Genomic DNA, 25,751 nt, shown 5'->3' with positions numbered 1-25,751 from the left:
AGGCGCCAGCCATGCGTCCCAATCACAGCAAGAGGCAACCAAATGAATCATCTTGAAAAAATGCTTGAGTTGGATCGCAATCACCTGATCCACCCTCACCTACCAAAGAGCGAGTTCAGCCGCACGATTTTCGCACGCGGCAAGGGTTGCAAACTCTGGGACACAGAAGGTCGCGAATACCTGGATGCGACTGGAGGCCTCTGGCTGGCACAGATTGGCCATGGCCGGGAGGAAATCGCGGAGGCAGCAGCTCGCCAGATGAAGCAGCTGGAGTATTTCACCTGCTTCTGGGACTTCTCGAATGAACGCGCAATCGAGTTGGCAGAGAAGCTAGCCCGTCTTGCACCTGGTGATCTGGAAATGAGCTTTTTCACCAGCGGGGGATCGGAGGGCGATGATGCGGCAATCAAAACTGCTCGTTACTACCACTCTCAGCGTGGCGAACCCAAGCGCACTTGGATCCTTTCACGGAACAACGCCTACCACGGCCTGGCTTATGGGGGAGGAACAGCAACTGGCTTTCCGGAGCTGCGCGACGGCATGGGCCCAGGCTTACCGCATGTCGCCTATCTAACCCAACCCAATGCCTACCGACATTACTACTTCGACGGACAGAACCCCACTGATTTCTGTGTCAACGAGTTGGAGAAGATGATCGCCAGCATCGGTGCCGAGAATATTGCAGCCATGATTGCGGAGCCAATCATGGGTGTTGGGGGCATGGTTCCCCCGCCAGTCGACTACTGGCCTCGCATGTCACAAGTGCTCAAGAAAAATGGAATTCTCTTGATATTCGATGAAGTGGTATCGGCGTTTGGACGCTCAGGTCATTGGTTCGCTGCCGAGAAGTACGGAGTCACCCCTGACATCATGGTGACCGCTAAGGGCATCTCCAGCGGCTACATTCCTCTCGGTGCGGTAATCATGAGCCGAGACGTAGCCGACACCGTCCGCGAAGGCCATGGCTACCCGCTCGGTTATACATACAGCGGCCATCCCGTAGCGTGCGCGGTAGCCTTGGAAAACCTCCGGATCCTCGAGGACGAAGATCTGATCAACCGATCCAACGACATGGGTACTTATATCGCTGAACAACTCACGGCGCTCAGGGACAACCCTTGCGTAGGTGAAGTGCGCCAGGCCGGAATGGGTATCGGTATTGAATTGGTCACGGATAGAGAGTCCCGCCAACCACTCCCGGATGCAGCCCTGGTCATTCCCGACATTATTCGCGAAGAAACGGGCGTGATCGTGCGCATCAGTAACGCAACGAACCTCTGCATGTCCCCTCCCCTCACGATGAGCAGAGAGGAGGCTGATCGCGCGGTCGAGGCTGTATGCAGCGTACTCTCGCGCGTGAAGCCAAACGGCAAAGTCTAGGTGTGGACTAGCCCAGGCTCCGTATCGGAGGCCTGGGCTCCCAGCGGGCTGTCACTAGCTATAACCCAAAAGAGTTGGTTCTAAGAAAGTCAGCGTGTAACCAATCGAAAACGAGCTGAACTTAAGGATTTAGAAAACAGCTGACACTCAAAGAGTTTATAGCCTTGGGGAAAGTTACGACAAGCGCTAGGACGCAATTAAGCCATCGCAATCTAAATCATATAACAACAACTCCCTGTGAAACTGACTAGTCAACAGAGTGGGAGAATGGCAACTTGCGGAGAACATTATGCAAACCACTGAGCATAAGCTAAGGCAAAATTCACTGGGTGTGTCGGACATCGTATTCTTTGTCGTAGCTGCAGCCGCTCCACTTGGAGCAACCCTAGGCGCGGCCCCAGCTGTATTCGCAATCGGAGGCCCAAGCGCACCAGGCTTGTACCTGACTGCGTCCATAATTCTCATGCTGTTCGCCATTGGCTTTGCGGCGATGAGCCGCTTCGTGGTGAGCGCAGGGGGGGTTGCTGAGCTAGTAAAGGTTGGGATAGGGAAACCATTCGGGAATGCAGCGTCAGGGATCGCCATCCTAGCCTACATTTGCATGCTCATAGGTATTTTCGGTGCCTTCGCGGCTTTTAACTCAGAAGCGTTCAAGAATTTTGCCGGCATCGAATTAACCTGGCAAGTTAGCGCCGTATTAGCGGTTCTCGTCGTTGGAACTTTTGGCTACCTAGATGTCAACATTTCAGCCAAGGTTCTTGGAGTCCTCATGATCCTAGAGGTTCTTATTTTAGTGATCTTCGATGTGGCCGTGCTCATCAAATCTGACTCATCAGCAATCACTTTCATCAACCTTCTTCCAACCGACTTCAGTACACCTGGCCTAGGCGTCGCTTTCATGTTCGCATTTGCCTGTTTTGTCGGTTTTGAGTCCACAACCATCTACGGCGAAGAGGCAAAAAAACCTCACAAGACGATCCCCAAAGCGACCTACATCGCAATCGCACTTATTGGCATCTTCTACACAATCACGACCTGGTGTCTAGGCATTGCATACAATGGTTCGGATATCCAGGCAGCAGCAGGGGCCGACCTTGTAAACTTCGTTTTCAACGTTAATACCAAATATGTAGGTGTATGGTCGACCAGCCTGATGCAGATCTTGGCCGTAACAAGTTTATTTGCTGTGTTACTGTCATTCCACAATGCTCTTTGTCGCTATCTTTTCTCTCTGTCTCGCTCAGGATTTTTGTTCAAGAAGCTCAGCGTCGTACACTCCAAACACAGCACCCCTCACAATGCAAGTACCGCTCTAAGCGCTATTACTCTGATCATAATCGTAGCCTTCATGGTCGCAGATGCCGACCCTATTAATAGCCTCTACATGTGGATGGTGGCGCTTGGCACTCTGGGCATCTTGGTTCTGCAAACAATGGGATCCATTGCTGTCATCGCTTACTTTAAGAAAACTCGCCAAGGTCACTTCTGGCAGGGACTCGTAGCCCCAGTGCTTGGCGGTAGCGGACTATTCGCCGTAGTTCTGCTTGCGATCTCCAACTTCCAGGATCTGAGTGGTGCGAAATCTGGGCTCGCTAGCCAACTCCCTTGGCTGGTATTGGTAGCAGCAGTGGTGGGTACTCTTAACGGGATCCGAAAGCCTAAGCGGCTAGCCAACAACGGAAATCCAGCCTCTACCTGACCCTACGCATACAGCCCTTGGGTACCTGAGCAGCCCCTTAGTTACTGCTGAGTCTTCAAACTCTTAATGACAAGAGAAGGCTCAGCATTGCCTTTGACAATGACTCTGCCGACAACAAGATAACAAAGGACACTAGTCATGATATTTAGCAAGAACAGCATCACAAAGATTATTCCGTGCGTGGCCCTTAGCTACTCACTGGCCAGCCATGCATATGAAATTACTGCAAGTGGCGGCACTAAAATCGATGCAAACCTAGAGGCTGTGTATGCACTTATGCATAGCGAAGAAAGCTATAACGTCTTTGGCAACCGAAGCGCAGGGAGTTCGAGCTGGCGTGAGGGATACATTAAGTACGGCCTGAGCGGTAGCCAGGAGTTTTTTCAAAAATCCAGTCTGTATGGTGCATTCAACCTGATCAGCTCCGGCACTTGGGGCGACGGAGATGCTGCTGGCTTTACCGAGGGCAGTGAGCGCAGAACTGCTGTCAACGATGCCTATATCGGCTGGCGATCCGGAGACATGTTCCCTACCCTCGGCCACAACGGGGTAGATGTCTCTGCAGGTAGCCAACAGGTTACCATTGGGGACGGTTTTATGATCCACAGCGACGGCGTGAGCTATGGTGACGTGGGCCTGGGTGGTAACTATGATCGTGGCGGTGCTTACTACCTTGCCGCCCGCAAAGCCTTCAAAAACACAGCTGTCGTGAAACTTGGAGGTGACCAGGGATGGCGTAGTGATTTGGCGTGGATCAAATCAGACAACCGCGCCCAAGCCGAAACAGAGATGGGAATCGCCACTCTTGAGCACGTCAACGAACTAGGCACGCTTGGCCTCACTTACATCCATGGGATGGACGTAAATGAACGTTACGCCACTCCAGCGCAGCTCGAGCGTGATGGAATGAACGTAGTAAGTATCAGGGGTGTTGGCTCTCTCGGCGTTGAACAACTCCATCTTTCATTTGAATATGCTAATGAAGATAGAAAAAGCGGCAGCGAGGACGCTTGGTACCTTGAGGGTGGCTGGACATTCAAAGAACTACCTTGGTCGCCGACGCTCACCTATCGGTACAGCCGCTTCTCCGAAAACTACGACACCCTTTTTTATGGCCAAAGCAGGGGTTATGGGACTTGGTTCCAAGGGGAAGTTTCTTCCAACTATGCAGGCCCGTTCAACCAAAACACCAAAGTCCAGCATATTGGAATTAAAGCGAAGCCGACCGAAAATCTAACGGTGGGTGCATTGGCATTCGACTTTAAAACAATCGACAAGGGCCTTGGCAATCTTGACGGACGGGAACTCGACTTTTATGCGGAATTGATGGTAAACGAGCACCTCCTGATCAGCCCTGTAGTTGGTTTCTTCCAGCCGAAGAAGAGGGCGGAAGACGGCGGCCTTCAGCTGGGTAACAATTCCACCAACACCTACCTTCAGCTGATCGTAGGCACTTTCTTCTAATCCCATCTACTTCACCAGTCTTACCCGCTGAGCCTGGATGTAGCTGGAAGGAACGGTGCGCGAAGCCTTTGTTCAATCGCTTACCTAGATTGAACGATCAGGCTTTCGCGATTGCCAGCCTCCACAAGCAGGCGAAGAATCCTTAGACCAATAACTACTCCAAAAACTGTCCCGCTGTTAGGGGAGATCTGCATGCAAAATGACACGGCGCAACAAGGGCTGAAGCCCAAATCTCTTGGTGTCTCAGACATCGTTTTTTTTGTCATCGCGGCTGCGGCTCCGCTTGGCGCTACCTTAGGCGCCGGCCCGGTTGTATTCGCAATGGGGGGTGCTGGCGCGCCCGGGATCTACCTCATCGCCTCGCTGGTGCTATTACTGTTCGCGATCGGTTTTGCGGCGATGAGCCGCCATGTGATCAGCGCGGGCGGATTTGCTGAACTTGTAAGTCATGGCCTAGGCCGCCCCGCAGGCAACGCTGCTGGTGGCATAGCCTTGCTGGCCTACATCGCAATGCTCGCCGGCATATACGGCCAATTCGCGGCCTTTGGAGCTGAGCTTAGCTCTTCCTTCGCCGGCATGCAGGTCGATTGGCGTATTGTGGCGCTGCTAATCATTGGCTTGGTCGGCGTATTTGGCTACCTGGACGTGAAGGTATCGGCCAAGGTACTAGGCGTGTTGATGATCTTTGAAATCCTGATTTTGGTGATCTTCGACGTCGCAGTCATCGCACAGACTGATATTGGAAAGCTGAGCTGGAACGGTTTCTTACCCTCTCAGGTATTTACCCCTGGCCTGGGCGTAGCGCTGATGTTTGCGTTCTGCTGTTTCGTTGGATTTGAATCCACCACGCTCTACGGTGAAGAAGCCAAGAACCCAAACCGTACCGTCCCCCTTGCTACCTATGTAGCTATTGCAATCATCGGGATCTTCTACACCCTCACCACCTGGAGCATCGGACTCGCCTACGCAAACAGCGATGTCCAAGCCATCGCTGGGGCGGACATGGTCAATTTCGTCTTCAATGCCAACACACAGTATGTGGGCACCCTCTCGACAGAGGTCATGAAGCTCCTCGTTGTCTCTAGTGTCTTTGCAGTGCTGCTTTCCTTCCACAATGCCCTCAGCCGCTACCTCTTCGCACTCGCACGTAGCCACTTCGTACCGAAGCCACTCAGCCGTGTACACCCGAAACATGCGAGCCCTCATGTCGCCAGCGTGACGTTGTCGATAGCCACAGTCCTTGTCGTCGGCGCGTTCATGGTCGCCAATTCCGATCCAATTCAACACCTGTACATGTGGATGGTCGGCCTGGGGACGCTTGCCATTCTGGCACTGCAAACGCTTGGCGCCGCAGCAGTGGTTGGCTTCACCGTCAAAACCAAAAAGTGCAGTTCCTGGCAGGGAGTAATTGCTCCAACCCTGGGTGGCGGTGGCCTTGCATTCGCGGTGTTCCTCGCAGTGAAAAACTTCAACGAACTCACCGGCACCAAAGAAGGGCTAGCCACCTACCTACCGTGGCTAGTGCTGGTCGCCGCAGTGCTAGGCCTACTCAATGGCTACCGGGCTAAAGACAAGCTCCACGCAACCCACGCTGCCTCCTGACAGACGGCATAACAAACAGAAAACAGAACGGTAGCCGTGCCAATTCAAGGCTATCGAGCAATGCAAGTGGTTGATTCTGACCACGTGATTTTGGAGATAACAATGAATAAGCCTCAACCTTATGCCTCGTTTAACCTTCAACCCATCGCCGGAATCTGGCGCGAGGGCAGCACAGGTCGATCAATGACTGTTAGCGACCCTTACACACGTCGACCATTGATCGAAATCCCCCTAGCCAGCAAAGATGATTTGAACGAAGCCTACGCGCGGGCCAAAGAGGCTCAGGTTGCCTGGGCAGAAACAGGCCCCACTGCTCGTGCTGCAATCATGCTCCGTGCGGCCCAGATCTTCGATGAGCGTCGCGAAGAGATCGTGGAGTGGATCATCGCGGAATCGGGCAGTACGCGTGTTAAGGCCGAGATCGAGTGGGCAACAGCCAAAGGCATCACTGTAGAGGCTGCATCCTTCCCAAACCGTGTACATGGTCGAATTGTGGAGTCGGATATCCCGAACAAGGAAAGCCGCGTTTACCGACGCCCACTGGGCGTCGTGGGCGTCATTAGTCCGTGGAACTTTCCATTCCACTTGACCCAACGCTCCCTGGCCCCGGCACTGGCTCTTGGTAACGCAGTCGTTGTGAAACCGGCCAGTGACACCCCGGTGACTGGAGGACTCCTACTTGCACGAATTTTCGAGGAAGCAGGGCTACCATCAGGCCTGCTCAGCGTGGTCGTGGGCGCTGGCGCCGAAATCGGCGACGACTTCGTGTCCCACCCTGTCCCAAGCTTCATTTCATTCACAGGGTCGACCCCAATTGGCCAGAACATCGCTCGCCAAGCGAGTAGCGGTGACTACCTCAAACACGTAGCCCTCGAACTGGGGGGCAACAACCCATTCGTGGTATTGGCGGACGCTGACCTTGAACTCGCTGTACACGCTGCAGTAGTAGGCAAGTTCCTGCACCAGGGCCAAATCTGCATGGCCATTAACAGGATCATTGTCGAAGACTCAATCTATGATGATTTCGCTTCCTTGTTCATCCAGCGTGTGAGCAAGCTCGTTATTGGTGATCCGAGAGACCCGCAAACGGCAGTTGGCCCAGTGATCAACCGGAAGCAGTTCAATGGCCTGACCCAGAAGGTAGCCCAAGCCAAGCGTGAAGGCGCCGTACTGGCCTATGCTGGAGAGTCTCAAGACTTGGTCTTCGCTCCTCATGTCTTCACTGAGGTTAAACCTTACATGGAGCTGGCGGTCGAAGAGATTTTCGGCCCGATTGCGGGCTTGATGCGTGCGGACAACCCAGATCATGCGCTTGAGCTGGCCAACAATACCCAGTTCGGTCTTTCAGCAGCAGTGTTCAGTGGCGATCTGGATCGAGGTGTGCAGTTTGCCCGGAGGATTCATTCCGGCATGGCGCACGTCAATGACATCCCAGTCGCAGATGCCGCCAACGTCCCATTCGGTGGAGAGAAGAACTCCGGCCTGGGTCGGTTCAATGGTGATTGGGCAATCGACGAGTTCACCACAACCCAATGGGTATCGGTGCAACGCCAACCTCGCCATTACCCTTTTTAATGTGCACACCCGGTGAGGCAACCGACCGGGTTCTACACGATATCTATTCTGAGTGATACTCGGCGGTGATCAGGCTACCTGGGCCCGCCGAGCCTCTGGAATGCACGATAACGAGGTTTCAATGATCTCGTTTACACAACGCCGCAGTGATCGCACAGCTGGAGAACGATTGCCTGCGACCGTCGCGATGGCCAAGATGCTACGAGGCGCATCCGCCAAAGGCACATATCGGACACCTGGATGCGTGTACAGACGCGTGGCAGCCAGTGGGTAGGTATCGAAAGCTCCACCGTAGGCAACAGCGGCCAAGCTTTCAGGAATCGACTGCACATATGCACCAATGCGGCCAGGCCTCTCGTTTGCCAAGCTCCAGTAGGCGGCCCACTCAGAAGGCGCCCCCTCCCCTGCAACTGCAAACGGCTGCTCGATAATATCGGCCATTCGCAATATCGGAGCATCGGCCATCTCATGGTTTATGGGCACCGCCGCAACACGAGGCTCATCAAACATGACATCGAACTCAAGACGCGGATCGCAAACCGGAAGTCGAATGAGTGCTGCATCCACTTTTCCGGAAATCAACGCCTGCACCTGATTGGTCATCGAGAGCTCGGTAACCACTAACCGAATGTTCGCATTGCTCTTTTGGAACAACGAAAATATTAAGTGCGTCAGCTCTCCAGCCGCCTCTCCAAAGAAGCCAAGCTTCAGGACACCACGGCTACTTTCCGCAATGGCCCGGCACTCCACGACCGTATTGTTCAAATTATCCAGAAGAACTCGTACTCTTTCGATAAAAGTTTGACCCGCATCAGTAAGAGACACGCGATGACTGGTACGCTCGAACAACTTGAAGCCTAGCTCGTGTTCCAGCTTCGCGATCTGTGCGCTCAACCCAGATTGGGCAATATTCTCAATTTCCGCAGTCTTGCCGAAATGCAAGGTCTCAGCGAGTCTGGAGGCCAAGATTAATTGTCTAGTATCCATGGGGGGCTCGGCTCATGGAAATTGTCGAAGCTAAATATCAAGCAAGATTCATGCAAAGATCATAACCTTCGAAGGCCTGTAGGAGCATAGGTGCCGAGTAATACGCTTTTTCACTCGCCTCGCGCCAACCCAGCGCAGCAATCTGGCCCTATGAGCGCTGATGTGGCGATTTGCAGCGCGCAGCGACACAAGCTCGATGCACGGCCAAGCCGGCTCTAGGCATGCCATGACTACCCACATTTTATCTATAAAGCTATGAACTCAATAGTAATAAATGGGTAACAATCCGCCTCGAATCGGTAACACTCGCTACCCACTTCCAATCCCCTGATGCGGGCACAGCCCTCAAAAGCACATCGCTTCAGAGCTCTCAAGTTGCTCGATTTGACAAACCGCCAACGTAAATCTCTGCTCAAAACTCTTGTGATACGGCGACCCAATCGATTCCCAGCTACACGATCACGAATTGCGATCAAACAATCCTAAAACCGAGATTGCCCCTAACAACGAAATAAAAATAGTATTATCTGCGAATCTCCGAAACAACCTTATTAATTAATAGGTGGCTCAGAGATTAGGAAAGGAGCTGACCTTCATCTTAAAAAGAGAAATCTTTCCGGATGGAGACAAGGGTATAGCGCTGAGGAAAAGCAATACAACTCGCCGCCCTTGATGACAGCTGAAGACACTTTGAATGCGGAAATAGCCATGAAGCTTGATTACCAACAATCTCTAAAAAATTTCTCGGAAGCTTTTCATCTTTCCAAAGCAGAAACTTCAAAAGGGAATGATTACATTCCTGGTGGCTTTAGCCGTCGCACCTTTGGTTACGGCCCGCACGCAATCTTCGTCGATAAAGGTGAGGGACAGTATATCCACACTATTGAGGGCAGAAAGCTACTTGACCTTAATAATAATTTTTCAACCAATGTACTCGGGCACAACCACCCTGCTGTGGTGAAAGCCATTGAAGCGCTGCTGCCGAGTGGATTCTCCTTCGGGAACCCAACGGATCATGAGCTAGGCTTGGCCAAACTGCTGAGCGACCGGATCGAGTCCGTCGAACAGGTGAAGTTCTTTTGCTCGGCCAGCGAAGCCTGCCTCAGCGCTGTTCGGATTGCTCGCGGCTACACTGGGCGAAATAAAATCGCCAAATTCGAGGGTGGCTACCACGGCTTCACAGACGACCTGGCCATCTCTGCACATCCAAGCCCAGCCAACTTCCCGGGGCCAGACTTCAACCCGAAAGCGTTACCAGACTCTGACGGCATTCCATCCTACAAGAGCGACAACGTTCTGGTTCTGATCCAGAACAACTTTGAAGCCTGCGAGAAGATCCTGCGCGGGAATGCCGAAGAAATTGCATGCGTGATTATGGAACTCCAGTCGTGCGCAGGCGGCATCGTTGAGCTCAAAAAAGAGTTCGTGCAAAAGCTGCGAGCCTTGACCGAGGAGCTGGGTATCCTCCTGATCGTGGACGAAACCATCACCCTTCGGGCCGCCTATAATGGCCTGCAAAGCGAGTACGAAATCAAACCCGATCTGACCGTGATGGGCAAAATGATCGGCGGTGGGCTGCCGATTGGTGCCGTAGGCGGTAGCCGTAAAGTATTCCGTGTTCTCGAAGATAACCAGGTGATGATCTCCGGCACCCACCACGGCCACCCTATGGCCTGTGCTGCTGGCATTGCTTGCATGGAAGCCATGGATGCCAAGGCGTACAAACGCCTCAACGACATGGCAGCAACCATCAAGAAAGAACTGAACGACTGGGCAGCCGAACAAGGCTACCCGTTCACCGTATTCGGCTCCTTCTCGGTCTTCGCCTATGCATTCACCAAGGAGCCAGGTCAAAAAATCACGACCCACCGTGACTACTGGCACAAGATCGATGAGAACAGCATGGGCATCTATGCCCTGGAAATGGCCACCCGTGGCTACTACCCAGTGCACCGTGGCCAGATCGGACTGACGCTGCCAATGACCGACGAGGATGTCCAGGGGTACATTGAGACCACCAAAGACATCATCAAGGCGATCTATAGCAAAGCCTGAACGATGCGCCCAACGTGCTACCCAACTGACAGAGTCTCAAACTAATGGGAGCCCTCGACAGCCATAAGCTGCCGGGGGCTTTTAGTTAGCGCTATTCGCCCCGTAGTCGGAGACTTTTCGGGGATGCATGTTTCTAATTTCAAGATCACATAATCACAAACTAAAATTGCAAAAATACTCCATATACGGCTAAATACGTTTTGCAGGATCTTCTCACGCAAATCTTTTGGTTTTGCTAAACCTCAGCCTCTCTATGCGCATGCTAAAGAGGCTTTTTTACTAAGCGTCAAACCATCATGAAATCATGACGTGTAGCTACAGATAAGAATTCTTGATCGGGCGCTAGGTTGGCTTTTCCTCGCGATAGATCAGATAGGTGCAGTTCTGACGGAGAGCAGTACCGCTGGCCACCATTCGGTAACCGATTGGTGGCCATTTTATTTTAGATTTTGATTGAAAAAGGGTTGCCAGACTATATCCATTTGCGTAGCTTGAGGGAACGAAAAGACCCAATAACTTAAAGCATGAATATTAGCGAATAGCGTGCCTAACAAGCGCGTTCGCTTCGACAAAAGCCAACATCCGTTTGCAGCTTACGCGGACGCTTTTTTTATCAGAAGATCTGATATCACCATTGAATACACACAACATTTTAATAAAACCAACGAAAAAATAAATTACAAATTGAGATCGAGGCAGGAGCCTATAGGCACCTGCCGCCCAGATCACTTTTTAACTAACAAGCTTCCCGACATCATAACTCGATGCCCAGGGAACGAGCAGAAAAACAAATACTCCTCCCCCTCTTGAAGTTTAGCAGGATCAATAGCGATGGTATCTTTTTCACCACCACCCAACATCTTTGTATGCGCAATAATTCGGGTGTCGCCTGCTTTCACATATTCTGAACCTGCGCCTGCAGCTATTGCATCACGCGCAACCGAGTCTGCGTCAGACTTTTTAACAATAACAATGTTATGACCCATTACAGTTTTTGGCATAGTGCCTGAATTGTTCAAGGTCAAATTAAAGGTAGGGCAACTCTTACTTACCTCAATGACACTCTTATCAAAGCGCATCTGATCAGAGCTTGCCACATCCACCTGACACTGGCCAGCGCTCGCAAAAGCAGGCAACGAGAAAACTACCGCAACAAGAAATTTCTTATTCATCAAAAGACTCGAATGCAAAAAACGTTATTATTGAAATTTGATAGTGCACAACAAAAGATCAGAGGCGCAGCACTCCTAGACATCCCCAGACGGGACGTAGTTTACCGTTTAACTTCAGCACCATGGAAAGATGCCTTCCTTACTAATGTACGAACGATATCCGGATAGCTTAAAGGCCCACTCGACTTGAACATCAGTTCCGCTACAAGTCCTGCGAGTCTTGCCGCAGCGATACTCGCTCCTGCAGCCCCTTGGCCACCTTGCTCAGGACTATTACTCCAAGTACCAAACAATTTCGGAGAAAGCACCGAGACTCCACCCCAATCGCAGCGGGCATCACCAGTTGCCGCGATAACACACTCATAATCAGCCGGATAACACGAAACCTCTGGCAGACGTCTTGCTGGCGAGGATGCAATCAAAATTATTCCGGCTTCGAATGCTTCATTGATAGATAACCTTAGTAATTCCCTGTCCGCGGCCAAGCCAAAACTCATACAAACGACGTCCACGCGGCGCTCCCCCCCCAAATTAGTTAACCAGCTCAACGCTGCTGCTACTCTCAACGCGCTGGTGACAGCTCGATCTGTCATAACTTGAGCGTGAACCAAAGATGCCCCGGGGCACCCTTGGCTGATAACTGAGGCCACGGCAGTACCGTGACCCAGCATATCGGGCCTAGCATCAGTGATCTGACCTTGAGGGTCGAATGCTGCGGAGCCTTGCAGATCCCACTTAGCACCACCGCTGTCAATGATGCCGACTCTTACCATGAGCCATCTTTAACCGAGAACATACGAACAGCATTGTTGGACATATGCCCCCCTCCTGGAATCTCCACCTGGGCAACCTTCTCGAGTGTCTCAGCGTTCAAAACTAAGAAGTCGGCAGCTGCTCCGCCAAGCCAGACATTCTTATTATCGGGAGTCACATGAACTGTATAATAAGTATGCGGCAAAGGAATTTGCTTAATTGGCTTTCCTTCTTTTGTCAAATCAAATGACTGGAGGACATTATACACTCCGTAGGCGCGCTTATGATCAGGACTCGCTGTGGCCGAAAAATAGACTGACTTAGTCGGCTCGACATTGACCAACTTTTGCGCGCCCGTCCTTAAATCCAAAGTATACAAACCTGTTTGAAAAACTTCTGGATCATCATCTGACTTGTTGCGAAGCTTTAAATAATATGGAGCCACAACCATATTTGAAGTTTCATACTGACTCCAGACATTCAAAAGATCCGGCGGGAAGTTTTTATCACTAGACCAACTTTGAATTGGCATCTGGTCGATCTTCTTACCGTCAAGAGCACTGAAAACATACATTTCGCGCCCCATACCATACAACTTCTTACCATCAGTTGAGAACATGAGCGTAGCGATTTGTCGCGGCGCAGGCGCTGTGAATTTAAGCTTCAGAGTTTCCGAATCGTAGAAAGCAATTTTTGTTGGCTGCACTTGATACTCAGTGAGGAGCATCTTCACCGGGTTTTGATAAACGACTATAGTTTTGCCATCCGGCGAAAGCGACATACCCCACATCGCTGTTACTTTTTCACCAGGAGTACTCATATCGATTCTTCCGACATTGGCACCACTAGCTATATCGATTTTCACAACACTCTGGCTACCGTTGGCAATAGCGTAGACAAACTTTCCCTCAGGACTGATTGAGAGCGTAGTGGCGGGAGTATGACTATTATCAATATTGAGAATTTTTACCACCGAAAACTTCTCAGTATCGACAATTGCAATATTATGTGGGTGAATAGGCGCAGCTATATACTCTTTAGCAAGAGCATGCTCAGCAGCTACCGATATTAATACAGATATGATGAGAGCATTTATTTTTTTATTTTTCATAATCATACCTCAAGAATCGGGAAATACAGAACTAAGATTGCGCCAGTCCTGAGTCGTGTCAGCAGCCTTATCATCCCAATTGGGATAGGTAGACATGGTGTCTGGTACTTGAGCTGGCCACCAGCAAGGATCGCTGCATGCGTATAGATCTGCTTCCATGGGTTGGCACAGGTTAGATACGCCCCCGAAGCCGTCAACTTCCCACCCAGGATCGAATGACGTAGAACAGCCCACTAAAGCGTTCATAGCGATTACTTCTTCTTCTCGACCTTCCGACAGAGCTTCAGTGAGAAGTTTAGCTTTGGCGTTTGCAGGTATGAAATTCTTCATAATTATTTACTCCTGGCATCGAGATGATTTCGAAAAAATGCAGGGTTTTTTGTCATAATTTTTACATACGATTCGATGCCAAAGTCAACCCAGTCTCTAAGTAAATCACAATAGTGGTACACGGGAGCAAAAGGGTCTCCCTGCCTAGCATACGACTCGTGATAACAGCCACCTGCACAGATCGAACGAATCCGGCACGTATTACAACCAAACTGCGACCTGTCCTGCGCTTTCGTTATGAATGATGCGAGCTTTGGAGTATCAATTCCTTGGGTTACGTTGCCATAGGTAGGCTCGTTGGAACCGACAAAGCGGTGACACAGATGAAGGTCTCCCTTTTTATCAACTGCCAAAAGTCCTAAACCCGCACCGCACGGGACAGCCTTCTTAGTTCCTTGTGAAATATCCACCAAAAGTTGATGCATGTTGGAAAAGCCGATATTTTCATTGCGGCAAGCGGCTTCAACATATTTTCGTCCAAGCACTTTCATGTCATCAAAAACTTGCTTGAGCGAGACTGAATCCAAGTTAAATGCAGAAACACCACCAGACGTCACAGGGCCAAAACCTACCTCAGCAAAACCGAGATTGTTCTTAAGATGCTCATGAATTCCAATAACATCTGTAACGCCTCGAGTAAGCGTAACTCGAACGCCTACAGGTTTGGCCTTATAACGCTCCAACAACATTTTAACCTTGCGAGCAACTACCTCGTAAGTGCCTTGGCCTCCGACGGTGATCCTGTTTTTATCGTGAAGCGCCTTAGGGCCATCCATCGAGACTGTAACAGCGACTTTATGCAGATCAAGCCAATCCACTATGGACTCAGTGAGGAGTGTGCCGTTCGTTGTCAGGGAGAATTCAACCGCCTTCCCCTCTTCTTTGGCACGTAGCTCACCATACTCAACAACTTGTTGAATAAGTGGATAATTTGATAGCGGTTCACCACCAAAGAAAACAACGTTCACCTGTGCCCTATCTTTAGCTTGATGGAGCAGGAGATCGAAAGACGCTTTGGCTGTATCAAACTGCATTTTCTCCCCTTTGGACGGGGTAGTCAGATCTTCCTTATAACAGTAAGTACAAGAAAGATTACAGCCAGTGTTAACATTGAGCACAATCGTCGAAAGTGGGATGGATTCGACCACGGACGGAACGCGTAATTTTTCACTTACACCAGACTCCCGTACGATCTCCATGTCAAGCATCGACCGCACACAATCCAAAATGTTTTGCGGTGAATATTCATGACCGATTTCGGATGCAATCTCATCCAAATCAATCTCATCATTTGTACTGAAGACTTCATAAATACGACGCCCAATCTCGTCAAGTTCAAAGAGGCCGGTTGAAGGCACATGCAAAAGCATCGAATGACCATCAACTTCTATCTTGTGCGAATTGTGGCGAATCAGAGTAAGTGCGCCCATATAGCACCTCAACGAATTGGTGGGTCAATAAACCGCTGAACCGTGGAATATAGATGGGCTTCACCGGTAATCTGTTGACCCTTATTCTCAACAGCGGCTGTTACCTTTAAGTTACCAAGATTATTTGTCGACATAGGGCGGTCAGGATTAGGCCCAGCATCGGCCGGGGTGAACTTTCCAGTTTCATCGATCGTTCCAGCAAATTGAGCGTCCTTCATGGCGGTAGCCGCCTCATCCCAATTGTCAACCGACCATTTCGCCGAAAATACTCCGACACGGACATCATCCGCAGTACCTGGCTTGGCATCGGAGCCATTCAGGTAACCCACTGCCTCGAACTGAGCAGGAGTTTTAGGGATGGGGCCACCGTTACCACCAACACGCGCAACCGCCATATTGGGCTCTACAGAGATGCGATCAAGCTTTGAATAAACAACCAACGGGGCTTCCGTCGCGCCAACAGCGATCTTCACAGAACCCAGATCATTTTCAGGTTTTACTCGGATCACTAACTTATCATCGGTCTGGGAGACGACTTCTCCGTTCATACCAGCGGGGAACACAACCTTACCACTCAGTTTTGCGCCTACAATAGTAACTTCAGTATCAACACCAACTCGTGCATATTCTGGGCTTACCCCAATGGCCCTAGACGGTGAGTTTTTGGGTATCGCAACGAAGCGTCCCCCCACAACCTCATTACCCTTGATAAACCAGCGTCCGCTAAGAGCACCGTCTTTACCCAAGGCAAAGACTTGTTGGATTTTTGTAGCACCATCTGTCAATGTAGCACGCCACTCACCATCCCCTAGCAATACTGCCTTACCTTGGAAGGATTCACTTTTTCCTGCGATTTTATAGGCCATTCTGACGCTGTAAGTATCGCCTACTTTATTTACGTCAAGCGTACCGACATAATCACCTTTGCCAGGCACATGGCCTGCAATCACCCAATCTTTTTCCAGGCCGGAGTTCACTGGCTGCGGCGCACGACCTAAAGGGAAGTGCGTAGAAAGGTAGGGAAGTACATCATTATGTACTACTGACCACCAGTCTCTATCCCTCGCTAATGCTTGCAGCTCAATGCCAGGGAATTGCGCCAAATGGAAATTAAGTAATTTTTCCCAATCATCTGCTGTTCGCCGCTGAAGAGCTACTCGTGCGAATGAATGGCACCGACTGCATGTTTCGGTCAGCAATTGGTTTGGAGCTTCATCGCTAGCGACAGGCTCTTTTTCAAGCACATATCGCCTACCCTCCGTTTCATCGATGCTGAGGCCACGGGTTGAAGCCAGATAGCGCACAACCTCTGTACGGTCTTCAAGGCTTAGCGGCACTTGATGATTACGCATCATACGTACCACAGTCATATCCCAGCCTTCAGGAGTCTTACGAACGCTATCGATTCGCTCCAGCGTGCCATCTGGGCGCTTCAGGTGACATGCTACACAAACCCCGTTGAGGACTTGCTCACCAGTCTGCGCTGAGACGTCTTGAGCAGAGAATAAGAAAAAGCCCGCGCAGCTGGAGGCTACAACGAGGTGTTTTAGTGACTTCATCAATCGACGTCCTCTGGCTTATCACAAGGGCTAAGGCCCTCTTATTGTTAGGCAGTGAATACCGCGACGTGCTTATTTTCTCTCGTTCATCTGAACGGGCGCACACACCAACAACCAACAACAAAATACGTGCCAGAAATGACAAATGCTTTAAAATCAGCTAGTTAACCTCAAACGAGACAGGGCAATGCCATGAGCGAACTCGGTAGAAATGCTCAATTTTAGAACACGTGTTCAAGGCAACTGAACACGCACCTATACACGCTCGTAGGTGATCATCCCCCATTGTAGCCTTGGTTACGTAGCCAAGCTTTAAACCTCTTTGAATCGTCGCCCTCCAGATCGGATACCACGCTCGAAAGACTTTCACCTTGCAGTACACGCTGCACTCTTGGCGCTAACTCCAGGCCTCCCAAGTGCCACATCCCAAGCGGCTGCTCGGACGAGGCGACAACTCGAGCCCGCTTGATCAAACCGTGATCCACCACCCCCCTTTCGGTAATATGAATTGATTTGAAATTGATTACTGTATCTAAGGGAACGTCATCAGGCCATAGCGAACGCGCTTTCCAATAATCTGAATTGGGATTGTTTTGCAAACCGATTCTGTAGAAATCTCGCCCGACGCGTGCGAATCGCGTAAAAAGATGTTGAATGCGATCACGGTGAAAGTCCAAGGCTAGTTGTGAGCTTTTAGGGCGAGTGATAAGCGTATTGATCACTGCGGGCGCTTGAAGTGACGTAGATAACGCCTGAAAAATTCCATTTCCGGATAGAGGATCGACGGCCATTGCAGCATCACCAATCTTCAACCAATTTGGGCCACCTACTGCAGAACTACAAATCGGCGTACTACCACGAGCAAATACTGGTTGAGCTGATTGAATTCCGGCCATGCAAATCTTTGAAAAAAATTTAGATTCTTTACGCAAATAATCGAGATATGCAGCGGGCTCCATAAGATCTTTCAAAAAGTCACTAGCTGCATCTAGGGATAGTTGAGTATACAAAAAACCATCGCTAGTACTGTTGGCCCACATCCAACCAGTCTCTAGGCTTTCGAGTATCGATGATCTTAGAATGACGCCTGACTTCCAGCCGGCGATTAAACTCACACTGCCTGGCCCGGTTATCTTGTCCCTACCGTAGGCAGCCTTTCGTCCGCGAGCCTCAACTAGGAAAAAAGTTTGCAGTTTTTCTTGTCTGCTATCAGATTCGAAACTTATGACATAGCCATTACGCATCGTTTCAATCTTTGTTACCTGGCCATTGATAATCACGACACCGTGCGCGGCAGCGTCCTCTAACAGGGCCAAATCAAAAACCCGCCTATCAATAACCGACTCGCTATTAAAGCGACTGATCTCTTCACCCCATTCAACCTGTCTTAGCTTCGGCGTCTCTACTGTAGCGGCCGCCCTTTGTAAACCAGCGTCTACCAAGGCTCGGCAGACTCGGGGGGAAATACCTTCATAAGAGTTGAACCGACGAGGCGAATTTATTAGTTGGACAGGATATCCCATACGGGTAAGACCTACTGCACAAGATACACCGGCTGGCCCGCCACCAACAACCACAATACTCAATTTCAATACTCCGCTTTAGTTTTTTTATGCAGTTCAAGCTTCTGAATTTCAACCTTCACGCCTCCATTACAAAACGACAGCTGCCTGTCACAACCTTCAAGCGTAGATTTGCGGTGGCTAATAACAATTCTTGTTTTTCCTGTAAAGAGAAGATCGATCTCGTCAAGAATTTCGCGCTCGGTATGCTCATCCACTGCTGAAGTAGCTTCGTCTAATATGAGAATTTCGGGTTGCTGCAGAAGCGCACGCGCTATCGCTAGTCTTTGCTTTTGACCTCCTGATAGCCGCTGACCACGCTCGCCCATTTGCGTATCTAGGCCTTCAGGAAGTGAATCAATCCAATCAGTGAGTTTAGCTCGATCGCACGCCTGCCTGAGGTCTGATAATGAAGAACACGCTGAGGGATAGGTAATATTTTCCTTCAAAGTACCTCTAAACAGAACGATATCTTGAGAAACAATAGCAATTTTCTTGCGCAAATGAGCAAGACTCATATTGCGCAAATCAATACCACCGAGAAAGACTCTACCGCCGTCCGGATCGTAAAATCTAAGCAAAAGGTCGGTTAAAGTTGTCTTACCTGAACCGGATGAACCCACAAAAGCAACCTTAGAACCCGATTCAATATGGAAACTTACATTACGCAGCACGTAGCTATCTTGACCTGGATATCTAAACCAAACACCATCACAGACCAAATCGCCGGTGTGATTCTTGAGCTCTTTCGGCGCTTTAATATCGCTCACCAAAACTGGTTCTCCTTTCAACTCAAGCACGCGATCGAGACTAACAGTCATCCTTTGGATTGCGACATACAGCCCCATCATGCTTTGAACCGGCCCGACTGCCATTCCTAAATATGTTGAAAAGGCAATCAGTGCACCTAACTGCCATTGACCTGCCATCACCCAATAACCACCAACAACAAACACAAGCATCTTACAGAAGGAAATAGCCGTTACAGGTAATGCCTTGGTGATAAACTCAACCACCTGAAGCCTTAACAACTGATGCATATAACGCTGACCCAGCGAGCTATACTGTTCAATCTCGGCCTGTTCCTTAACGCACGATTGTACAAATTTCATGGCCGGCAATTTCTCAACTAAATACGAAGAGACATCGGCTGACCGCTCACGCAAGAGAGCTGTATTTGCCGCAACTTTTTTACGCATATAACTAAGCCATAAAATTTCGAAGGGCACTAACACGCACAACATCAGAGTGAGAGGCCAGGACAACATCAACATAAAGCATATCGCACCTATGAGACCTACGACTGACGAAACGGCTGTAAATAGCGCATCAATCGAAAACCTTTGAATTTCGGAGACATCACCATCTATCCGCGACACTATATCGCCCAGCCGCCTCTTCACATAAAAGCTGGGTGGCAACTTTTGCAAATGGCTATAAATAGACTTGCGTAAATCGAACAATATGTCACCAGAGAGCCTCGTATGAAAATAGCGACTTACACAACTTAAAACGCTGCTTAAAACTCCAACTGCAAACATACAAATTGCAGTCTGCATCAGGTGCGTAAAATCCTTCCGCAAGATGCCCTCATCTATCAAGTGTTTAATAAGCCAGGGCTGAACTAACGCGAGGGCTGATGCTATTACAGACAGAATAAGCAAGCCGCTAACTGAATAAATGCGTGGCCGGACAAACTCAAACAGCCAGGCCAACCCTTCTCTCAATCGCGCAGGGTTAGACCCATCAACTAACTTGACTAACATTCCCAGAAGCATCCAGATTCTCCACGACTCTGTTCAGCGGAGCAATTCGCGGCGATACGGCTAAGTTCACTCGCTGCGCAATCGCCTGTAGATAGTACCGCGAGCAATCCCTAGTTGCTCTGCGGTAGCTTTGACGTTACCGCCATTTGCCTCTAGAGCATCTTGAATCTTACTTTTCTCATACTCTTTGAGAAGACTAGAACTGCGACTATCTTCGAGAATCGTCAGATTTGGAAAATGTTCCGGAAGTAATGTAGCACCGGGCCCTGCAAGCGCTACTGCCAACTTAATCGACTGTTCGAGCTGGCGAATATTACCTGGCCACTTTTGGCCTAGGAGCAATTCTAACGATTCAGCGCTGAGAGCACCTCCCTGAAGCGCCAAGCAAAGCCGCTTGATAAGCGCATGTACATCTTTCCTATTTCTAAGCGGAGGAAGGGAAACCTTTAAGCCATTGATTCTGTAGTATAAATCTTCGCGAAAATGCTTCTCGGCGATCAGCTGGTTGACATCACAGTGAGTAGCGCAAACAATTCGGATATCCAGAGAAGACCTCTCGGAACTACCTATTTTTGTTACAGCCTTTTCCTGCAGTACTCGAAGAAGTCGAGATTGGAGCAAGAATGGCATATCACCGATTTCATCGAGTAACAGCGTCCCGCCGTTGGCTTCCTCTAAACGTCCTTTAGCCCCGCCTTTTTTTGCGCCGGTGAAAGATCCCTCAACATATCCAAATAGCTCAGCTTCTATTAACGATTCCGGGATAGCAGAGCAGTTTATTGCAACAAACGGTGCATTTGTGCAATGGGCGTCGTGCAAAGCGCGTGCAAAAACCTCTTTACCAGTGCCAGTCTCACCTAGGAGTAAGATGGGTACTCCGGCAGCAAAGGCTTTACTGGCCATCCCAAACATTTTATTAACTACAGCGTCTTCACCTAAGACGGTTGGAACAACGTCAAGATTAAAGCTGGCTGGGAGCTTACTGCTTTGCAAGAGCTGGGCATAAATTGAAGCTCCCTCATGCAGATCTATAAGATCAGGCGCCCCAGAAACTTTATTAGAGCTACTTTGAAAAACCTCATCCCATCTTAATTCGCATTGAGCATCAAGCGGCCCATTTAATCCGAGAATTTTTCTTGCCACACCATTTGCGGCTTGGACAACTCCTCTCGAATCGATGGCGAGCAGCCCTTGATACGGCGTACCTATGAAACGAGGGTCAAACTGCATTGCGATAATTTCGCAATCCTTAACGGATGCATACAAGCGGCTCTCAACCGCCATAGCCGCGATAGTTAGTTGCTCCAAGACAGCACCTGAGTTCTTAGAACCTATTCCCGTCACATCCAATGCACCGACAAACTCACCTCGCAAACCAAATAACGGCACTGAAACACAGAAGAAGTTTTCGAACTCTTTAAGGTAATGCTCGCCACCGGCAATAACTATAGGCTGCTGGCCGAAGATAGTGCATCCTGGCGCTGTGGTACCTATATCTGACTCATGTATACGAGCTCCGACAACCAAAGAATCTAGAGGGCTTGTGACTTGGGAATTTTTAGCATGCACTATTACCCCCTGAGTGTTCACACAAAGTAACGTCCAGTTAGAGCCACCCAATACATCCCAAAGCCTCTCCAATTCTGGAGCTGCGCATTTACCCAAAAGCAAATCGCTATCAGAAAGCTCATGAATAGCAAAATAAACGCCCAGTCGCTTATCCCACGGTGACACGCCAGCATCTCTTGAGCGCTTCCAGGATTCAGCCACGTCGGCCGAAAGGAGACCACTGGGTAGCGTTGCTCCCTCCCACAATGCACGCCTTGCGTCATCGAGGATGGCCATTCGTGAGATGTCTTTATTTATCATGGCGTTACCGCTTCAATTAGACGTATTTCCTAGATATGCGTTCCATGCCCTTTCGATTATATCTAGCTCTCCGTCTGTCGTCCTAAAAAAGGCGCCGAGTTGCCTTGGCGCCAAAGAGAGCTACCACACAATCCTTAATGTCTTCAGAGCGGGTACAGTGGCGCCTCACTTTGGACAGTGAGCCATTGCCATTGTGTGTACTCCTCCCAATTTGACGCCCCGCCAACGCTAGACCCATTTCCGGAAGCTCCAGTCCCACCGAAAGGGTTGACTACTTCATCATTAACCGTCTGGTCGTTTATATGAAGTATACCGGAATTTATACAGTCAGCTATTTTCATAGCTCGTCCTACATTACTTGTGATAACACCAGCAGACAGGCCATATTCTGTATCATTTGCCAAAATACAGGCATCATCATCCTTGTCAAAAGGAATCACCACAGCCACGGGGCCGAAAATCTCTTCTTTGAATGCAGGATTGGAATTACTAACATTGCTCAATACGGTTGCCTCGAAAAATAGATTTTCGTGCCCCCCGCCGACCTCCAGCTTCGCTCCGGCCTCAACTGCAGACCGGACAATACGCTTTATATTATCGATCTGCTGCTGATTAATGATTGGCCCTAACTCGACATTTTCTTTTGACGGGTCACCAACCTGCATGGTTTTTGCTTTTTTTACAAGGCGGGTCAGAAACTGGTCATATATCCCCCTCTGAACGAGGATTCTTCCCGTCGCCATACAGATTTGACCTTGATGCAAGTATGAGCCCCATACAGCATTAGCAACAGCGATATCAATATCAGCATCGTCCAAGATGATAAGTGAATTCTTTCCACCTAGCTCTAGAGAAACTTTCTTTAAATGTTTTCCTGCAGCTTCACCGACTTTCCGCCCCGCGGCTGTAGATCCGGTAAACTGGATCATTGCTACTTCAGGTGCCGAGACCAATGCAGCACCTGCATCACCTTCTCCCGGAAGCACATGTAGCACCCCACTGGGCAGCCCTGCGAGCTCAAAGAGCCGGGCAATTATCAAACCTCCGCAAACAGCCGTCCTGGGATCTGGCTTCAACACAACGCTATTTCCAACAGCGAGTGCAGGCGCAACTGCACGCATTGCTAGGTATAGCGGGAAGTTAAAGGGAGAGATTACACCGACAACTCCCAACGGCCGTCTCCTAGCAATGCTCAGGCGCCCGGCGCGTGCGGGCAATACTTCACCCTGACTTCTTGCGGGAAGTGCAGCTGCTTCTTGCAAGGACTTGAGCGAAACTGATAGCTCAAACTCTGCCTTTGCCCTTGTAGAACCACTTTCGCGGACAATCCAATAAACTATTTCCTCTCGGAAAGTCTCACCTATTGTAAAGGCCTTTCTTAGAATCTCAGCGCGCTTTTCGTATGGCAATTGGTACCAAGAGTCTTGAGCAACTTTTGCGATCTTAACAGACTCGCAAACGACTTGCGCGTCAGCCATCGCGACAGAACCAAGCTCGCAGCCGGTGGCGGGCTCAAAGACAGGTCGATTAGCACCACTAGAAATCCATTGACCTGTAAAAAGACGGCCGCTCCAGAGTTCCATGGGCAACATTTGTTCGAGACTGCTCATAACTTACCTTTGCCTTGTTGTTTTTGATTGCAACCAATCTTCATCTAGCACAAATTGTGCCACCCTTAGATCCATAGGATTTGAGCCCATGCGTGTTTAATTTTTGAACACAACTATTAAAGTACGTGTTCAAATATTGCACACTTCATCTGTGAACTGCCCTCCACAGCGTAACCCTAGCCTTTGATAAGCGACAAAACTTGTTCAAGCTTTAAACACTGTCGTTCAATAAATGAACACTTTCACGCTGTGCTGACCCTCGGTTGTTACCAAGCGCCCTGGAGTTAAGCGTTGAACCTTCATTGGCACGGCATCTGCAAATAAATCTAATGGCGCCCATTCACATGTGTGCCCTGCATAAACAAAGCTACGGCGCCTCCACCAAAACTAGAGTTGCAATCACCTCTGCCTCACAACAACATAAGAGCACGGTAGAAATGCATACCAGAAAAAAAATCGCATCAGCGCTTGTCCTCTTCATTCCTTGCTTGCAGGTTTCAGCGTACGAATTAGTCAATCACGAAAAGACCAAGCTCAACGCAAATTTCCAAGCCATCGCTGCATTCATGCATTCCGATGAATCGTACTCAACGGTGGGGCAAACGTCATCTGGCAGTAAAGAGTGGCAGGAAGGTTACGTAAAACTAGGGTTTGACGGGAGTCAAGCCTTTGCACTTGACACTACACTCTATGGCGCGTTGAGTGCTCTGAGTTCCGGAAGCTGGGGCGACGGCGATGCAGCTGGTTTCACAAAAGGAACCGAACGACGTACCGCAATTGAGGATGCTTATCTGGGATGGCGCTCAGGTAATCTGTTCCCAGCTTTTGGCAATAATGGAATTGATATCTCTTCTGGACGCCAAGAAGTAACAGTTGGAGATGGTTTCCTTATTAAAGGTGACGCTTTAAACTTCGGAGATGCAAACCTTGGGTCAAATTTCGACCGAGGAGGCGCCTATTACCTAGCACCTCGTAAAGCCTTTGATAAAACCACCGTCCTCCGAATTGGTGGCAGCAGTGGGCTTCGCGGCGATTTTATGTGGCTAAAATCTGATAACAGAGCCCAGGCTCAAACAGAGCTTGCAGTGGTGAACGCGGAGTACATTAGCGATAGTGGTACACTGGGCACTACATACATTAAAGGCCTTGACGTTAATCCAGACTACTCCACTCCGGCACAGTTGGAGCGGGACGGTATGGAAACTGTAAGTATGCGCGGGAAAAGTTCGTTTGGCATAGATGATCTAAATCTCGCATTCGAATACGCTACACAAGATAAGAAAAGCGGAAGAGAAAACGCTTGGTATCTTGAAGGTAGCTGGACGTTCAGCGAAACGCCTTGGAAACCAGAAGCGACATATCGGTACAGTCGGTTTTCAGAAGAGTTCGATCCACTGTTTTATGGTTTGAGCCGCGGCTACGGAACTTGGTTCCAAGGCGAGGTGGCTGGAAACTATGCTGGCCCCTTCAATACTAATACTCGCGTTCACCACGTAGGATTTAAGGCGAGACCAAGTGACGACCTTACCATTGGTGCTTTGTACTTTGACTTCGATGGCATTGATAAGTCGCATACAAACCTCTCGGGTGATGAAGCCGATATTTATGTAGAGTGGATGATAAATGAGCACTTTATGATTAGTCCGCTTATAGGTTTTTTCAAACCCGATAAATCTTCTGAAAATGGCGGATTACAAACGGGAAGTAATAATTTGAATTCCTATTTCCAGTTGGTCGTCGGCACTTTCTTCTGAGCAGTCTTTTGAGATCTAGGTACCAAGCTGACGGGTCTACCGTCAGCTCTACATCGAGAAATTTCGGAGCGTT

The 25,751-nt window shown here is 49.6% G+C and carries 18 protein-coding genes; 7 read left to right on the top strand and 11 right to left on the bottom strand.

Translation table 11 applies throughout. The features are described 5' to 3' along the window. Window positions 1-42: 42 nt before the first annotated feature. The 5 genes from JNA92_RS18615 (at window position 43) to JNA92_RS18595 (ending at window position 7,720) form a co-directional block, all read left to right on the top strand. A complete protein-coding gene (locus JNA92_RS18615; RefSeq protein WP_241806110.1) occupies window positions 43-1,380 on the top strand; it encodes an aspartate aminotransferase family protein in 1,338 nt (445 codons plus the stop codon). A gap of 289 nt (window positions 1,381-1,669) precedes the next feature. Further along, window positions 1,670-3,079 carry an APC family permease gene (locus tag JNA92_RS18610; protein WP_241806109.1) on the top strand — a complete coding sequence of 470 codons (1,410 nt, stop codon included), beginning with the start codon at window positions 1,670-1,672 and terminating at the stop codon, window positions 3,077-3,079. 138 nt (window positions 3,080-3,217) lie between these two features. Beyond that, window positions 3,218-4,543 (top strand): alginate export family protein, encoded by a 1,326-nt coding sequence (locus JNA92_RS18605; RefSeq protein WP_241806108.1) that lies wholly within the window; start codon window positions 3,218-3,220, stop codon window positions 4,541-4,543. Between the two features lie 192 nt (window positions 4,544-4,735). After that, window positions 4,736-6,145, top strand: a complete 1,410-nt coding sequence (locus tag JNA92_RS18600; RefSeq protein WP_241806107.1) for an APC family permease — start codon at window positions 4,736-4,738, stop codon at window positions 6,143-6,145. A gap of 102 nt (window positions 6,146-6,247) precedes the next feature. After that, the gene (locus JNA92_RS18595) at window positions 6,248-7,720 is read left to right on the top strand and encodes an aldehyde dehydrogenase family protein (RefSeq protein ID WP_241806106.1); all 1,473 of its coding nucleotides are present in this window, start codon (window positions 6,248-6,250) and stop codon (window positions 7,718-7,720) included. A 69-nt stretch (window positions 7,721-7,789) separates the two neighbouring features. Here the strand turns inward: JNA92_RS18595 and JNA92_RS18590 are convergent, their stop codons facing one another. After that, complete coding sequence (locus JNA92_RS18590; RefSeq protein WP_241806105.1) at window positions 7,790-8,707, bottom strand: LysR family transcriptional regulator; 918 nt, start codon at window positions 8,705-8,707, stop codon at window positions 7,790-7,792. Between the two features lie 708 nt (window positions 8,708-9,415). Here JNA92_RS18590 and JNA92_RS18585 point away from each other — a divergent pair. After that, window positions 9,416-10,762: an aspartate aminotransferase family protein gene (locus tag JNA92_RS18585; protein WP_241806104.1), complete on the top strand. Its 1,347-nt coding sequence runs from the start codon at window positions 9,416-9,418 to the stop codon at window positions 10,760-10,762. Window positions 10,763-11,487: 725 nt separating this feature from the next. On the opposite strand, the gene azu is transcribed toward JNA92_RS18585, so the two are convergent. From azu to JNA92_RS18535, 10 genes are all read right to left on the bottom strand, one after another. Continuing rightward, window positions 11,488-11,934 (bottom strand): azurin, encoded by a 447-nt coding sequence (azu, locus tag JNA92_RS18580; RefSeq protein ID WP_241806103.1) that lies wholly within the window; start codon window positions 11,932-11,934, stop codon window positions 11,488-11,490. A gap of 101 nt (window positions 11,935-12,035) precedes the next feature. Next, window positions 12,036-12,707: a subtilisin-like serine protease QhpE gene (gene qhpE / locus JNA92_RS18575; RefSeq protein WP_277818205.1), complete on the bottom strand. Its 672-nt coding sequence runs from the start codon at window positions 12,705-12,707 to the stop codon at window positions 12,036-12,038. Next, window positions 12,701-13,798 carry a quinohemoprotein amine dehydrogenase subunit beta gene (gene peaD / locus JNA92_RS18570; RefSeq protein ID WP_241806102.1) on the bottom strand — a complete coding sequence of 366 codons (1,098 nt, stop codon included), beginning with the start codon at window positions 13,796-13,798 and terminating at the stop codon, window positions 12,701-12,703. The genes qhpE and peaD overlap by 7 nt, the downstream gene beginning before the upstream one ends. Before the next feature lie 9 nt (window positions 13,799-13,807). After that, window positions 13,808-14,128: a quinohemoprotein amine dehydrogenase subunit gamma gene (gene qhpC, locus JNA92_RS18565; protein WP_241806101.1), complete on the bottom strand. Its 321-nt coding sequence runs from the start codon at window positions 14,126-14,128 to the stop codon at window positions 13,808-13,810. A gap of 2 nt (window positions 14,129-14,130) precedes the next feature. Further along, complete coding sequence (gene peaB, locus JNA92_RS18560) at window positions 14,131-15,558, bottom strand: quinohemoprotein amine dehydrogenase maturation protein (RefSeq protein WP_241806100.1); 1,428 nt, start codon at window positions 15,556-15,558, stop codon at window positions 14,131-14,133. Window positions 15,559-15,566: 8 nt separating this feature from the next. Further along, window positions 15,567-17,117 carry a quinohemoprotein amine dehydrogenase subunit alpha gene (gene peaA / locus JNA92_RS18555; RefSeq protein ID WP_241806099.1) on the bottom strand — a complete coding sequence of 517 codons (1,551 nt, stop codon included), beginning with the start codon at window positions 17,115-17,117 and terminating at the stop codon, window positions 15,567-15,569. A 275-nt stretch (window positions 17,118-17,392) separates the two neighbouring features. Then, window positions 17,393-18,694: a flavin-dependent monooxygenase QhpG gene (qhpG, locus tag JNA92_RS18550; RefSeq protein WP_431312472.1), complete on the bottom strand. Its 1,302-nt coding sequence runs from the start codon at window positions 18,692-18,694 to the stop codon at window positions 17,393-17,395. An 11-nt stretch (window positions 18,695-18,705) separates the two neighbouring features. Then, window positions 18,706-20,457 carry an ABC transporter ATP-binding protein gene (locus JNA92_RS18545; RefSeq protein ID WP_241806097.1) on the bottom strand — a complete coding sequence of 584 codons (1,752 nt, stop codon included), beginning with the start codon at window positions 20,455-20,457 and terminating at the stop codon, window positions 18,706-18,708. A gap of 54 nt (window positions 20,458-20,511) precedes the next feature. Beyond that, complete coding sequence (locus JNA92_RS18540) at window positions 20,512-22,290, bottom strand: sigma-54-dependent Fis family transcriptional regulator (RefSeq protein WP_241806096.1); 1,779 nt, start codon at window positions 22,288-22,290, stop codon at window positions 20,512-20,514. Between the two features lie 167 nt (window positions 22,291-22,457). After that, entirely contained in the window at window positions 22,458-23,924 is a 1,467-nt protein-coding gene (locus JNA92_RS18535) for a benzaldehyde dehydrogenase (protein WP_241806095.1), read from the bottom strand. A gap of 437 nt (window positions 23,925-24,361) precedes the next feature. Here JNA92_RS18535 and JNA92_RS18530 point away from each other — a divergent pair, with 437 nt between their 5' ends. Then, window positions 24,362-25,678, top strand: a complete 1,317-nt coding sequence (locus JNA92_RS18530) for a hypothetical protein (protein WP_241806138.1) — start codon at window positions 24,362-24,364, stop codon at window positions 25,676-25,678. Window positions 25,679-25,751 lie beyond the last annotated feature (73 nt).

The sequence above is a fragment of the Pseudomonas putida genome (assembly GCF_022627325.1).
GTDB lineage: Bacteria > Pseudomonadota > Gammaproteobacteria > Pseudomonadales > Pseudomonadaceae > Aquipseudomonas > Aquipseudomonas putida_X.
This window is presented reverse-complemented; position numbering and strand designations above follow the sequence as displayed.

Excerpts from the sequence above, each read along its gene's own strand:
- JNA92_RS18615 (WP_241806110.1), top strand. The coding sequence starts at position 43 with ATGAATCATCTTGAAAAAATGCTTGAGTTGGATCGCAATCACCTGATC.
- JNA92_RS18610 (WP_241806109.1), top strand. The coding sequence starts at position 1,670 with ATGCAAACCACTGAGCATAAGCTAAGGCAAAATTCACTGGGTGTGTCG.
- JNA92_RS18605 (WP_241806108.1), top strand. The coding sequence starts at position 3,218 with ATGATATTTAGCAAGAACAGCATCACAAAGATTATTCCGTGCGTGGCC.
- JNA92_RS18600 (WP_241806107.1), top strand. The coding sequence starts at position 4,736 with ATGCAAAATGACACGGCGCAACAAGGGCTGAAGCCCAAATCTCTTGGT.
- JNA92_RS18595 (WP_241806106.1), top strand. The coding sequence starts at position 6,248 with ATGAATAAGCCTCAACCTTATGCCTCGTTTAACCTTCAACCCATCGCC.
- JNA92_RS18590 (WP_241806105.1), bottom strand. The coding sequence starts at position 8,707 with ATGGATACTAGACAATTAATCTTGGCCTCCAGACTCGCTGAGACCTTG.
- JNA92_RS18585 (WP_241806104.1), top strand. The coding sequence starts at position 9,416 with ATGAAGCTTGATTACCAACAATCTCTAAAAAATTTCTCGGAAGCTTTT.
- azu (WP_241806103.1), bottom strand. The coding sequence starts at position 11,934 with ATGAATAAGAAATTTCTTGTTGCGGTAGTTTTCTCGTTGCCTGCTTTT.
- qhpE (WP_277818205.1), bottom strand. The coding sequence starts at position 12,707 with ATGGTAAGAGTCGGCATCATTGACAGCGGTGGTGCTAAGTGGGATCTG.
- peaD (WP_241806102.1), bottom strand. The coding sequence starts at position 13,798 with ATGAAAAATAAAAAAATAAATGCTCTCATCATATCTGTATTAATATCG.
- qhpC (WP_241806101.1), bottom strand. The coding sequence starts at position 14,128 with ATGAAGAATTTCATACCTGCAAACGCCAAAGCTAAACTTCTCACTGAA.
- peaB (WP_241806100.1), bottom strand. The coding sequence starts at position 15,558 with ATGGGCGCACTTACTCTGATTCGCCACAATTCGCACAAGATAGAAGTT.
- peaA (WP_241806099.1), bottom strand. The coding sequence starts at position 17,117 with ATGAAGTCACTAAAACACCTCGTTGTAGCCTCCAGCTGCGCGGGCTTT.
- JNA92_RS18545 (WP_241806097.1), bottom strand. The coding sequence starts at position 20,457 with ATGCTTCTGGGAATGTTAGTCAAGTTAGTTGATGGGTCTAACCCTGCG.
- JNA92_RS18540 (WP_241806096.1), bottom strand. The coding sequence starts at position 22,290 with ATGGCCATCCTCGATGACGCAAGGCGTGCATTGTGGGAGGGAGCAACG.
- JNA92_RS18535 (WP_241806095.1), bottom strand. The coding sequence starts at position 23,924 with ATGAGCAGTCTCGAACAAATGTTGCCCATGGAACTCTGGAGCGGCCGT.
- JNA92_RS18530 (WP_241806138.1), top strand. The coding sequence starts at position 24,362 with ATGCATACCAGAAAAAAAATCGCATCAGCGCTTGTCCTCTTCATTCCT.